Consider the following 13,223-nt stretch of genomic DNA (forward strand, 5'->3'; position numbering starts at 1 on the left):
TGCTGGTTAGAAACCCATGCTCACGCTGAGCGCGACGAAGTCTTTGTCGGTTGACGCCCACGGCGAGCCTCCACTGCCCGACCACGACAGGTCAGCGGAGTATTTCTGCAGGTAATCAGCCTTGACGCCCACGGATCCGGCGATGCGCCCTTCAATGAAGTTGCTGTCGTACGAATAACCCTTCAAATCCTGACCAAAGGCCACGTAAGGCGAGACGTTGACGCCGGCCAGCAGCGAGTTGTAGGTCAGCTGTGCACGCAGGCGATACCCCGAAGAAAACTTTGTGGTGTAGCCGTCTTTCGAGCAGCCGAGCTTGGCGTATTGAGGGTTGGATCGTGTTCCTTGTATGCAACCCAACGCACTCCCGTTTGACAGGTCGGAGCCGTACTGGTCGGTACGATTGAAACGCGCGTCGTCCAGGCTCGGCAGGTTGTTCATGTACTTCATGCCGAACTCGCCGACCAGGTTCAACACGTTGGCGCCCAGCACGTTCTGGAACGACTTGACCGCACCAATCGACATTTGGGTCACTTTCAGGCGTTCATAACCGTTGACCACCGTGCCAGGCGCGTAGTTTTGATAGGCCTGATCCGCGAGGGTGATGCCCAGCGCCCGGCCCAGATCTGGCGGCAGCGCGGCGAACCCGGCAATAAGGTCAGCACTGGCCAACTGCACCGGTTGGTTGGGGCGATAGCTCACTTCGCCGAACACCGACGTACTCAACAACGTGGTGGAAAAGCTCAGGCCGAAAATACGCACATCTTCCGGATAGCTGACGTCGTAAGCGCCGTTGCCTGCCGCCAGCTCAGGGCTGCTGGTCGGGCTGACCCAGCCCGGATAAGGCCCGGTGGCAATCGAACGCGTGCCGATCACCGAGTTGGAATACGGCGTGCGCGAGTGAATGTTCATCGCGTACACGCCGAACTCAGTATCAAGCGTGTCTGAGAAATAGCGTAAGGCCGCACCGAACTGGCCCATGTCTCGCGGCTCTTTATCTGGCCCGCGCTGGATGATCTGGCCATTGGCAAAGGATTCGCGATCGTTGGCGCCGGCGCGTGGCACGCCGTAGCAACCGTCAGGAATGTAGTCATTGGTCGAAAAGAACGTGCCGCAGCCTTCGAGCACGGTTTTGCGCCACTCCAACTGATAGAAGGACTCCACGCTCAGGCTGTCGGTCAAACCGAAGTTGCCGTACAGCATCGGCACCGGCAGCAAGCCTTCCTTCAGTTGCGAGCCTGGACGGCGCAGGGCCGCGACGTCGATCGGGTTGACGGCGTTGATACCGTTCTGAAAGAACAGGCCTTCGCCCCAGTTCACCACTTGATTACCGAGGCGGACATTGAGCGGACGACCGTCAATGTCGTAGTTGCCGTAAACATAGGCGTCCAGCAACGCGACGCCCTGGAACTTGGCAAGCTTATCGTAGTGATCATCGTTGAGCGTGTGATTGGGCTGGTAACCGTTGGCGGAGCTGCCGTAGTCGACTTCCTTGTGATTAAGGGTGTAGTCGTACCAAGCCTTGCCGCGCAGGAATAATCCGTAGTTCTGCCATTTGAGCTCGGTTTCCGCCAGCAAGGTCACCGGCGAGGAAACCATTTCGCCGGGTTTGTGGAAGTTCAGGCGACTGTCGTCCGACGTGCGCCCGCCGCCGTTGCTGAACTGACCGGCATGGCCATAACCGATGCTGTTGGCGCTGCCCTGGTTGATCGCCGAGGTCGTCGGGCTTTGTGTGCTCCAGATCGCGCCGGCGGTGATGTTGCCGTTGTAGCGACCGGTGATGTCACCGAATTCGAAATCATCGGCATGGACGCTGAACGAAATGGCGCAGGCTAACGGGGTCAAGGCCAGCAACGTGGTGCCGAGCCATGGGGAGTCAGGAAATGACAGACGCGTGCGTGGTGACATGCAGCAGCTCCTATTATTTTTGTTTTGAGTTGTGGTGCGGCATTCCGTGATCGTCGCTCAGGCTTAAACATTGACGAATACAAAATACATTGATTTAAACTTGACGACGGCGAGCCTAATCAATCAAGTAATCAGTGTAAATCTGTACGAATTTTGTCAATGCTCACGGCTGTGCGAAGCGGCGCAGGCGACCGTGACTCCATAGGAGTGCAAAGCCCGCACGTGGCGGGCTGGGGGGATCAGTCCGGCAGGATGCCAGTGTATTTAGCGCGGGGGCGGATCAGCGTTTGGTGGTGATATTGCTCGCTGGCATGGGCCAGCCAGCCGATTGCCCGGCCTATTCCCGGCAACGCCAGCTCGCGCCCTTCGAGCTTGAGTTTGCGACCGACGAAGCTGAGCAGCAGGATGAAATCCGGTGGTTGCTGAAGCAACTCCTGGGCGATCTGCGCGGCTTTCAGCAAGCGTTGAAACTCAATATCGCCGGCGAACAAATCTTGCAGCGTCAGCCACAGGCTTTGCGCCCGAGGGTCGGCGACACCGTGCATGTTGGAGCCGAAACCGGGGATCGCTTCACCTTCGCGGTAGCGCTGCAACACCGGATCCTGAGGATTGTGCGCTGAACAGATTTCTTCCAGCAGACGACCAACGGTTTCACCGCGACTGTAGGCAAGCCGCCGCCCACGGGACGCGGCCAACCCAACAATCGCTGCGTAGTACGGCGTGACACCGGTGTTGGCGGCAGCGCGGACGGTGTAGGTCGACGGGTCGAGTTCATGATCCATCGACAGAATGACCACCTGACGCACCAGGTCTTCGAACGCGCTATCAACCCCCAACGCGTTCACGATAAACGTCGGCAACGGTTGCGTACTGGGCCCATCGGCACCGACCATCAGCGCTGCCAGCCAACGCACCACGTCGACACCGGTGCGGGCATAACCTTCGGGCGACAGGTCATAAGCCTTGGGGTTTTCTCGCTCGATCAATGGGAACAAGGCAATGGCTTTTTCGACCGGGTGCATCTGCGCGTACGCCTTCAGCAACAGGGTCGCAGCCTTCGGGCGCTTGGGCAACGTGTCACCGAACGCACCCGGCGATTGCCACATCAGCTCGGCCACTTCTTCAACGCTGGCGGTCGCCGCCAATTGCGCGACATCTTGGCCCCGGTAGTACAAACCTTTATCGGTCAACAGCGTGATCGCACTTGAAGTTGCGACGCGCGCAGGCTCAGTCACTGTGGTAATCACATCGTTTTTCGGCTTGGCCAAACGCTGAATATCCGCTGCCCAATATCGGCGACTGCGCGAACCATCAACCTTCAATGAACGAATGTTTTTGCGACTGACGTAGGCGTACAGCGTCGCCAGGCTGATGCCAAGAATCGCCGCAGCCTCGTCGGCGGACAGGTATAAACCGTCTTCAGGAGTTTCCATTTCAGGCTCTCGGGTTGATGAATTTTGTACAGATTTACAGCGTGCAGACTGCACTATATCTTCGCCCCAACAAAAATAAAGTACATATATTGATCTATATATGTAGGCGTAAAGGGGAGCATTGTGGAAATACGCGTTCTGGCACCTACCGGCGTAATCGGCGCCGGCTTCAAGGCAACTTCTCTGGAACGGGGCCTCGCCCTCGCCCCTCATGTCATCGCCTGCGATGCCGGCTCCACGGATTCCGGCCCTTCAGCCCTGGGCAGTGGCCGCGCCAAACTCTCACGCGATGCCTGCAAACGTGATTTGCGTCTGCTGTTACTGGGCCGAGACAAACTGCAAGTCCCTTTGATCATCGGTTCCTGCGGCACCAGCGGACGCGACAGCGGCGTCGACTGGATGGCTGACATCGCCCTGGAAATTGCTGACGAAGAAGGCCTGCATTTCAAACTCGGTCTGATCTACGCCGACCAGCCCGCTGCCTATTTGCACCAGCGCCTTGAACAAGGCCGGATCAAACCGCTCAACCCTGCGCCAATACTGTACGCCGCCGTTATCGATAGCAGCCACATCGTCGGCATGATGGGCACCGAACCGTTGAGCGCAGCACTCGATCAAGGCGCGCAAGTCATTCTCGCCGGTCGCGCCAGTGATTCGGCGTTGTACGCCGTGGTACCGGAGCGCATGGGCGCTGACCGTGGCCTGACCTGGCACGCCGCCAAGACCATCGAGTGCGGCGCCGCGTGCTGCGTCAACCCGGCGGCTGACGGGTTGATCGCCTATATCCGCGACGATCATTTCGAAATCGAGCCGCTGGATCTTGAAGCCAAAGTCACCCCGCTGTCGGTCGCAGCGCACACCCTTTATGAGAACGCCAACCCATACCTGCTGACTGAGCCGTCCGGCGTCGTCGACACCGAAGCCGCCGTCTATACGGCGCTCAGCGATCGCACGGTGAAAGTCAGTGGTTCGGCATTTCACCCGGCGGATGTCTATACGATCAAACTGGAAGGCGCGCAGCCCAACGGTTTTCAGACCGTGGTGGTCGGCGGGATTCGCGATCCCAACGTGTTTATGGCGCTGGATAAACTGCTGCCCAAAGCCCAGCAATACTTCAACGCGCGCATCGCCGATCTGTTCGGCGGCCGCTTGCAGCCGGGTGACTACGACATCAATTTCCGCCTGTATGGCATGGGCGTGGTGATGGGCCCGCTGGAAGTCGAGAAGGCGCCCTCGCCCAACGAAATCGGCGTACTGATCACCGTGACTGCGCCGACCCAGGAATACGCCAGCAAGATCGCCAGTTTCGTCGCCCACGTCAGCGCGCACCTGCCGGTGCCGGGCTACGAAGGCTTGATCAGCACCATCGCTTACCCGTTCTCGCCACCGGAAATGGAGCGCGGCCAGGTCTATCGCTTCAGCGTCAACCACGTGCTGCTCCCCGACAATCCGCTGGAAATGTTCCGCACCAAGCTCTTGGAGGTTTGACCCATGACCACTGTTTCGCAACTCTGCAGCCTGGTGCGTTCGAAGAACGCCGGCCCGTTTGTATTGACCTTCGACCTGATGTTCACCAACGAAGACAACTACGCCCGGGTACGGCGCACGCAGCCAATCACTCGCGCCCTGCTGGCGGAGCTTTATCAGCAGAAAGAAGAAGACATCGTGCTGGTCTATCACGATGCTGCGCGCGCGATCAAAGCGTCGTTCCCGCGCCCGGTGTATCAAGGCGAACTCGCCGACAGCGACTGCTACGGCGGCCAACAGTACGTGCCGCTGTTGTCCATCGCCGTTCCGGAGTAAGTGGTTGCGCCAGACTCACACGATAATAAGGATAAAAAAATGAGTGCTGCTTTAGGTTCTGTCGCGACCGCCACGCCCAGTGCGCTGAGTGGTGAAATGATCGCTGCGCGCCTTGACCGGTTGCCGGCCAGCAAAAGCCTCTGGCGTTTCGTCACGCTGTTGGCGCTGGGTGGTTTCTTTGAAACCTTCGAGATGTTTTCCACCTCGTTCGTCATCCCCGGGATGGTACGCAGTGGCGTGTTGCTGAGCACCACCGACAGCTTCTTTGCCCTCAACGGCGCGGCGGCTTACATTGCCGCAACCTTTATCGGGCTGTTCATCGGCACGCTGGGGTTCGGCATGATCGCCGACAAGTTTGGCCGTCGTGCGGTGTTCACTTACGCCCTGATCGGCTATGCCTTGTGTTCGCTGATCATGGCTTGCCAGACCGGCCCGCTGGGCTTGAACTTCTGGCGCCTGATGACCGCGATTGGCCTCGGAGTCGAGGTGATTGCCATCGACGCTTACCTAAGTGAACTGGTGCCGCCGACCTTGCGCGGACGCGCATTTGCCATCAACCGGATCATGTCCTATCTGGCAGTTCCAGCCTGCGGCATCACCGCCTACCTGTTTGTGCCGCATGAACCGCTGGGCATTGATGGCTGGCGTTGGGTTATCGCCATTGGCGCAGTCGGTTCGTTGCTAGTGTGGGTGCTTCGGCGCAAGCTGCCAGAAAGCGCGCGCTGGCTGGCAGACAAAGGTCGTTTGCAAGAAGCCGATGCCGAAGTCAGCCGCATGGAGCGTGCGGTTGAGCAGGAAACCGGCCGGCCGCTGCCTGCGGCGATCCCGACGACCAAGGTGCAGGTGGAACACAAAAGCAGTTTCCGTGAGCTATGGAGCCCGCGTTACCGCACGCGCACCATCATGCTGGTGCTCTTTCACGTGTTCCAGGCCATGGGCATTTATGGCTTCCTGAATTGGGCACCAACCTTTCTCATCGAACAGGGTGTGACGGTTAGCAAAAGCCTGGCGTATACGGTGGTGATGGGATGCAGCGCACCGCTGGGGCCGATTCTGGCGCTGTTCTTTGCCGATCGCATCGAGCGCAAATGGCAGATCGTTTTTGGTGCCATGTTGATCGCCGTCGCGGGCTTGTCGTTTGCCGAGTTCCGTGTGCCGCTACTGATCATTACCTGCGGCGGTCTGTTGACCATGGGCACAACAATTCTTTCGGTCGGCTATCACGCTTATCAGTCGGAACTGTATCCGACGCGGATTCGCGCCATGGCTGTGGGTTTTGTCTATTCCACCGGCCGCCTCGGTGGCAGCCTCAGCGGTTTCATGATTGCCTTCGCCATGCGCCACTTCGGCGTGCAGTCAGCACTGATTGCGGTGGCTGGGTGCATGGTCATCTGCGCCCTGTCGGTGGCATTGTTAGGGCCGCTTACCCGAGACAGGACACTTGAACAGATCAACGACTGAAACCCGCGTTTTTTTTCACCCGTTGTTTGGATGTGAATGATGAATAACAACAAGACCGAAACCATTGCCCACGACTTTTTCTACGTCGGCGGTGAATACACAGGCCCGCCCAGCAAAGAAGTCATGAGTGGGCAGATGTATGTCGAGGTGCTCAGGCCTGCCAAGGTGACGCGCCGCTATCCGCTGGTGTTCGTGCATGGCACCGCGCAAACCGCGACCAACTGGTTGAAAACCCCGGACGGACGTCCGGGCTGGGCGCGGATCTTCGTCGAGCTCGGCTATGAGGTTTACCTGGTCGACCAGCCATCGCGCGGACGCTCGGCTTGGCACGCGCAGCTGGACGGTGAGTTGAGTATCGCCCCGGTAGCGCTCGTCGAGCGTTACTTCACCGCGACGACTCAAGGTGAATGGCCGCAAGCGAAGAAGCACAAGCAGTGGCCCGGCACCGGTCGCAAAGGCGATCCAGTGTTCGATGCGTTTTACGCCGCGCATGTGCCCTACGTTGCCGATAGCTCAAAAAGTCAGCAGTTGTTCCAGAACGCCGGCGCGGCGTTGCTGGATAAAATCGGTGAAGCGATTCTGATCACCCACTCGCAGTCGGGGCCTTATGGCTGGCTGTTGGCGGATGTCCGACCGTCCTTGGTGAAAGCCGTGGTGTCCATCGAGCCACAAGGCCCGCCGGTGGTGAACATGTCGATGCAGCAGGCGCAGAAAGGCGAAAGCCAGGCACTGGATGACACGCAGCGCCGCCGCTGGGGCATTGCCGACATAGAGTTGACTTACGCGCCGCCATTGCTCGCAGACCAGCAATTGGCGGTGGTTCGCAGCCCAGCCACTCGCGCCGATCGTCTGCCCGGCTGGATGCAGCAGGAACCGGCGCGGCAATTGATCAATCTGCAAGCCATCCCGTTTCTGATCGTGACTGGCGAAGCGTCCTTCCATGCGCTTTACGACCACGCGACTGCCGCATATCTGCAACAGGCCGGCGTGCCGGTGACTCATTGGCAGCTCGAAGAGTTCGGCATCACCGGCAACGGTCACATGCTGATGCTGGAGCGGAACTGCGCGGAAATTGCCGAGCGCCTGAACCTCTGGATCGCTGATATTTGAGCCGTGTTGCCTCACAGGAACCCCGTGAATGTTGACCACAGAAGTAACACCGCCAACCAGCCGTTCGTTATTGTGGCTGGTGGCGGGCGGCCTTTTCATGCTCACCCTCGATGCCACGATCGTCACTACCGCGCTGCCGGCGATGGCGCGCAACCTCGGTGAAAGTCCGCTGAGCATGCAGTCGGTCATCGTCGCCTACGTGATGACCATGGCCCTGCTGGTTCCGGCCTCGGGTTGGCTGGCGGATCGTTTCGGCACACGGCGCACTTACATCGCAGCGATTGCCTTGTTCACCGTGGGTTCGCTGTGCTGCGCGATGGCGCAAACGCTTGATCAATTGCTGATTGCTCGCGTCCTCCAGGGCGTGGGCAGTGCGCTGATGTTGCCGGTCGGACGGCTGGCGGTGATCCGTATGTTTACCGGCAGCCGCCTGTTGCCGGCCATCAGCTTTGTCACTATTCCCAGCCTCATCGGCCCTTTGATCGGCCCGGCACTGGGCGGCTGGATGGTACAGTTCGCCAGCTGGCAGTGGATTTTTCTGATCAACGTACCGGTGGGATTTCTTGGCGTAGTCGGCGCCTGGAAATACATGCCCGGGCAACCGTTGGCCGGGCTCGGGCGTTTCGATTTCGTTGGCTACGGCTTGCTGGGCGCGGGTATGTTTTGCCTCACCCTTGCACTGGATGGCATCGCCAGTTTCGGTTTTGACTGGCGCGTGGCATCGACGCTGGCTATAGCCGGTCTGGCTGCCCTAGCGGGCTATTGGCAACATGCTCGTCGCCATCGAGCGCCGTTGTACCCGCTGAATTTATTAACCGTCGACAGTTTGCGCATTGGCTTGGTCGGCAATTTCGTCGCACGCCTAGGCTGCTCGTCGACGCCGTTTTTGCTGCCACTGTTCCTGCAAGTCGCGCAAGGCTACTCACCGCTCAACGCCGGGTTACTGATGCTCCCCGTCGCTTTGACCGGCATCGCCGTGAAGTCGTTGACCGACCGACTGGTGACGCGCATGGGATACCGGTGCTTTCTGGTCGCCAACACTTTGCTCATCGGCTTGACCATCAGCAGCTTCGCGATCGGGCACGAGCCACGGAGTGTTGCGTTGCAAGTGTTGGCGCTGTGCATTTTCGGCGCGCTGAATTCCCTGCAACTCACCGCCATGAGCACGCTGACGCTCAAGGATCTTGGCACCCATCAGACCAGCAGTGGCAACAGCGCGCTGACCATGGTGCAAATGTTGTCCATGGGCATGGGCGTGTCATGTGCAGGGGGACTGTTAGTGTTTTTCAACCACTGGTTTGCGGGGCAGCCTGAAGTGATAGGCATGGCGTTTCACGCTACATTCGCTTTCATGGGCGCTCTAACACTGTTCTCGACAGGGATATTCTGGCGATTGAAGACGAACCTGGTAATGGGAAACAGCTAAACGTTTTGATTGCGGCAGTGGCCTGCCTGACTCACTTGCCGTCGGTATCAACCCCCGCCAATATCTCCGACAGATTATGAAACTACCCCTTCCCCGCCTTGGCCGTTGACCCGTCAGCCTCCGTTTGCGTGAGCGCCTGGCTCAACGCCTGATGCTGCACCAGCCAGCCCGACGCTGACTTCTCTTCCACGCTCACGTTCTCCAGGAACGAAAGCGCCGCCGGTTTTGTGTCCGCTTTGGCCACCTTTTCGACCGGGCCGACGCTGGCTTGAGGGAGGACCGCGCACTTAAACCCACCGCACGCTTGCAGTGCATCAAAGCAGTCTTTGAATGTGCGAAACTACCTGCCTCGTCGCCTCTTCGATCGTGCCTTCATTACGGCACAACACCCAACCGTGTTCGGCAACCGCGCGCTCGAATGCCTGGGTGCAAGCGGCATGCTCTGCCTGCTTATGAATCACCGTGCTGCCCAGCCCACGCGTTCGTGCTGCCGCCCTGGCCCATGAGATATCAGGGTCAGTGACAACCCCCACATGCAGGTCGGGCACGCGCACGTTTCGGTCGATGTTCAACTGCAGAATCGCTGCAAACGGCACCAACCGGCGAAACGCGGCATCGGAGGGGTACCAGCGATCCATCAGTATGATGCTGCCCGCTGGCTGTTTGGGTAGCACGTGCTGGGTCATCCACGCGCGGCTATCGGCAAGGCGCTCACATACTTCCCACTCCAGGTCCCGGGAGGGGTTCCTGGCGAGCTGGTTAACCAGGGCCATGGTTTCACCCCGATAGGGATCGTTGTTTCGCTCGCACAGGCGCACCACCTTGTGGTGGTCGGCCCTCAGTACTTTCGTAACGGCCTCCAACAGGGTGGTTTTGCCGGTGCCTTTGGGCCCATCCAGCGAGATGAACAGCGGATGACTCATACGGTGAAGGTCGCCGCAACCCATTGCCGCCTGATGGCCTCTGCCCTCTGCGCAAGGTCCCTATCCGCCTCTGGCAACTGCTCGAAAACGAACGGATTCAACACCTGTCGAGTCGCCAGAACATTCCGATCAACGATGCTTATCCACGCCTCAGTGCACACTGCTGACCAGTGTTGGCGAACCGTTTCAAGCTGCGTCAGCACGATTGACTTGGCTGAACTGCGGTCCAGTAGAAACAGGTGTGCGGCATCCAGACAGAGCGCTATCTGGCTTTGATTAGCCTGCCCCATGATCAACATGCCCTGACTCGCCATATTTCTTGTTCGTGTCTGTGGGCATATGTCGTACGCCGGGGTTTAGCCATGACCCAGTCCTATATTTTTGGCAAGAGAGACGATGCTAGTGTAGCTCAGACCCCTTGATTGACCTATATACGAGGCATATAGATGCTTAGTGCCTCGTACATAGGTCATTTTTCCATGAGCTTTTGGATTGAGATCGCTCCCCTCCCCCTCACACCACCCTTGCCAACTCAAGCTTGCGCAATGTGCCCATGCTCAAGAATGCCAGCGCCCCCAGCAACGCGTGGCCCGCCACCACATACAGCGCGCCCTCGAAAGAGCCGCTGACCTGCACGATGTAGCCAATGATCACCGGCGTGATGATGCCCGAGATATTGCCGAACATATTGAACAGTCCGCCTGCCATCCCGGTGATCTGCTTGGGCGCGGTGTCGGACACCAGTGTCCAATCGACGGCCACCACGCCCTTGCCGAAGATCGCCAGGGACATGAGCACGGTCACCACCCACACCGACTCGGTGAAGTTGCACAGCACCAGGCTGGCGCCCAGGCTCATGCCGCACACCAGCGGGATCTTGCGCGCCACCGTCAACGAAAAGCCCCTGCGCAGCAGGAAGTCGCAGACGGCGCCGCCGAACAATGCCCCCAGCAGGCCGCAGATGCCAGGAATGGCGGCGATGGCACCCGCCTCCATGATGTTGAGGCCGCGGCCCTTGACCAGGTAAATCGGAAACCAGGTGAGGAAGAAGTACTGCAGCGAGGTGTCGCAGTACTTGCCCAGGTAGATCGACCACATCATCGGGCTTTTCAGCAGCACCTTGAGGTCGGAGAACCGCGGGCGAAAGGCGCCCTTGGTCTTGGGCTTGTCCATGTCCACTTCTGCCCCGCCGCTGCGGATGTGTTCAAGCTCCGCCGGGTTGACCATGGGGTGCTCCGTGGGTGCCTTGACCAGCTTGAACCAGACAAGGCTGACCACAATACCCAGGGTGCCCATGAACCAGTACACGTGTTCCCAGCCATAGTGGTGGGCAATAAAGCCCATCAATGGCGCCAGGATTACCACCGACAAATACATGGACGAGTTGTAGATGACCGTCGCCAACCCTCGCTCCTGCAATGGAAACCAGGCGGCCACGATGCGATTGTTGGCGGGGTACACCGGTGCCTCGATCAGGCCCAGCAGAAAGCGCAGCGCAAACAAGGTCGCCACCGCCACCGGAATCGACAGAAAGCCGATCAAGCCTTGTGCGACGGTGATGGTCGACCACAGGAACAAAGACACCCCGTACACCCGCACCGAACCAAACTTGTCCAGTAGCCAGCCACCCGGCAGTTGGCCGAGGACGTAGGCCCAGGCGAAGGCCGAGAAAATAAAGCCCAGGGTGATGGCGTCGATGCCCAGTACCTGGGTCAGTGCCGACCCTGTGATCGACAGGGTTGCCCGGTCGCCGACGTTGATCGCGGTGACGATAAACAGCATGGCTAGCACGCTGTAGCGTACTTTGCTGCGCGCGGCAGTGGTCACGGCCGGCGCTACTGCGGGGGTGATGGGCGCTGCCAGGTTGGAATCATCCACATGAAAATCCTCTTCTTGTCATTGTTATCGGGTGCCGCGTTCAGGCCCTGACGGTTCAGGGCCTGGGATTCATGTACAGACGGTGGTGCAGGTGTGAGTCAGGCAGGTCAGGGGCGCTTGCCGACCTCGGCCACTTGCGCGGTCCAGGGCAGCACTTGCTCGCTCAGCGACAGGCCCAAGCCTGGACGCTTGGGTACCAGCATGCGGCCATCGCGGGTTTCCAGGCGTTCATTGAACAGCGGCTCGAGCCACTCGAAATGCTCCACCCAAGGCTCGGTGGGGTAAGCGGCCGCCAGGTGCACGTGCAGTTCCATGGCAAAGTGCGGTGCCAGCATCACCCCCGCTTGCTCGGCCATCGCCGCGACCTTCAGGTACGGCGTGATACCCCCGACCCGAGGTGCATCCGGCATGAGGAAGTCGGCCCCGCGCAGTTCGATGAACTGCGCATGCTCCGCGACGCTGGTCAGCATCTCGCCCGTAGCGATCGGGGTATCGAACTGCTGGGCCAGGGCGGCGTGCCCTTCGGCGTCGTAGCAGTCCAGCGGCTCTTCGATCCAGATCAGATTGAATTCTTCGAAACGGCGGCACATGCGCTGGGCGGTCGGGCGATCCCACTGCTGGTTGGCGTCCACCATTAGCGGGAAGTTGTCACCCAAGTGCCGGCGTACGGTGCTGACCCGTTCGATATCGATGGCGCAATCGGGCTGGCCGACCTTCAGTTTGATGCCGCCAATGCCTTTCTCCCGGGACAGGTCGGTGTTTTTCAGCAACTGGTCCAACGGTGTGTGCAGGAAGCCGCCCGAGGTGTTGTAGCACCGCACGGAATCACGCTGCGCGCCCAGCAGGCGGGCCAATGAGAGGTTGGCGCGCTTGGCCTTGAGGTCCCACAGGGCCACGTCGAAGGCACCGATGGCCTGGGTCGATAGCCCGCTGCGGCCCACCGATGCACCGGCCCAGCACAGCTTGGTCCACAGCTTGGCGATGTCGCTGGGGTTTTCACCGATCAGGGCCGGCGCGATCTCTTTGGCGTGGGCGAACTGGCCGGGGCCACCGGCCCGTTTGGAGTAGCTGAAGCCCAGGCCCGTGTGGCCATCGACCGTTTCGATTTCGGCGAACAGGATGGCAATTTCGGTCATGGGTTTCTGCCGGCCAGTCAGCACCTTGGCGTCGCTGATGGGATTGGCCAGGGGCAAAAAAACCGATGAGAGTTTTACGTAGGCAATGCGGTCGTCGTCGGCGCAGCTAGGGCTTTGTTGTTGTGCGAGCATGGTGCTCTCCTTGGGG

Annotated in this window: 11 protein-coding genes; 5 read left to right on the forward strand and 6 right to left on the reverse strand. The window is 59.6% G+C overall.

Annotation, left to right across the window (positions count from 1 at the left end; all coding sequences use genetic code 11):
* Positions 1-6 precede the first annotated feature (6 nt).
* Both L9B60_RS27205 and L9B60_RS27210 read right to left on the reverse strand, forming a co-directional pair.
* Entirely contained in the window at positions 7-1,905 is a 1,899-nt protein-coding gene (locus L9B60_RS27205; protein ID WP_249674064.1) for a DUF1302 domain-containing protein, read from the reverse strand.
* A 239-nt stretch (positions 1,906-2,144) separates the two neighbouring features.
* Positions 2,145-3,338, reverse strand: coding sequence for a citrate synthase (locus tag L9B60_RS27210; protein ID WP_249674065.1), 1,194 nt, complete (start codon positions 3,336-3,338; stop codon positions 2,145-2,147).
* A gap of 123 nt (positions 3,339-3,461) precedes the next feature.
* Between L9B60_RS27210 and L9B60_RS27215 the strand changes: the two genes are divergently transcribed.
* Genes L9B60_RS27215 through mdtD form a run of 5 tightly spaced genes read left to right on the forward strand, consistent with a single transcriptional unit; the run spans position 3,462 to position 9,138 of the window.
* Positions 3,462-4,826, forward strand: a complete 1,365-nt coding sequence (locus L9B60_RS27215) for an acyclic terpene utilization AtuA family protein (RefSeq protein WP_249674066.1) — start codon at positions 3,462-3,464, stop codon at positions 4,824-4,826.
* A 3-nt stretch (positions 4,827-4,829) separates the two neighbouring features.
* Positions 4,830-5,141, forward strand: coding sequence for a DUF4387 domain-containing protein (locus tag L9B60_RS27220; RefSeq protein ID WP_249674067.1), 312 nt, complete (start codon positions 4,830-4,832; stop codon positions 5,139-5,141).
* Positions 5,142-6,602, forward strand: a complete 1,461-nt coding sequence (locus L9B60_RS27225; protein WP_249674068.1) for an MFS transporter — start codon at positions 5,142-5,144, stop codon at positions 6,600-6,602.
* Between the two features lie 39 nt (positions 6,603-6,641).
* Positions 6,642-7,712: an alpha/beta hydrolase gene (locus tag L9B60_RS27230; protein ID WP_249674069.1), complete on the forward strand. Its 1,071-nt coding sequence runs from the start codon at positions 6,642-6,644 to the stop codon at positions 7,710-7,712.
* Positions 7,713-7,740: 28 nt separating this feature from the next.
* Positions 7,741-9,138 (forward strand): multidrug transporter subunit MdtD, encoded by a 1,398-nt coding sequence (gene mdtD, locus L9B60_RS27235; protein ID WP_249674070.1) that lies wholly within the window; start codon positions 7,741-7,743, stop codon positions 9,136-9,138.
* A 314-nt stretch (positions 9,139-9,452) separates the two neighbouring features.
* On the opposite strand, the gene L9B60_RS27240 is transcribed toward mdtD, so the two are convergent.
* From L9B60_RS27240 to L9B60_RS27255, 4 genes are all read right to left on the reverse strand, one after another.
* The gene (locus L9B60_RS27240) at positions 9,453-10,061 is read right to left on the reverse strand and encodes a dTMP kinase (RefSeq protein ID WP_249674071.1); all 609 of its coding nucleotides are present in this window, start codon (positions 10,059-10,061) and stop codon (positions 9,453-9,455) included.
* Complete coding sequence (locus L9B60_RS27245) at positions 10,058-10,360, reverse strand: hypothetical protein (RefSeq protein WP_249674072.1); 303 nt, start codon at positions 10,358-10,360, stop codon at positions 10,058-10,060. The genes L9B60_RS27240 and L9B60_RS27245 overlap by 4 nt, the downstream gene beginning before the upstream one ends.
* A gap of 214 nt (positions 10,361-10,574) precedes the next feature.
* Positions 10,575-11,939, reverse strand: coding sequence for an MFS transporter (locus tag L9B60_RS27250; protein WP_283780539.1), 1,365 nt, complete (start codon positions 11,937-11,939; stop codon positions 10,575-10,577).
* Positions 11,940-12,046: 107 nt separating this feature from the next.
* Positions 12,047-13,207, reverse strand: a complete 1,161-nt coding sequence (locus L9B60_RS27255) for an L-talarate/galactarate dehydratase (RefSeq protein ID WP_249674073.1) — start codon at positions 13,205-13,207, stop codon at positions 12,047-12,049.
* Positions 13,208-13,223: the final 16 nt, after the last annotated feature.

The organism is Pseudomonas abieticivorans (genome assembly GCF_023509015.1).
Lineage (GTDB): Bacteria > Pseudomonadota > Gammaproteobacteria > Pseudomonadales > Pseudomonadaceae > Aquipseudomonas > Aquipseudomonas abieticivorans.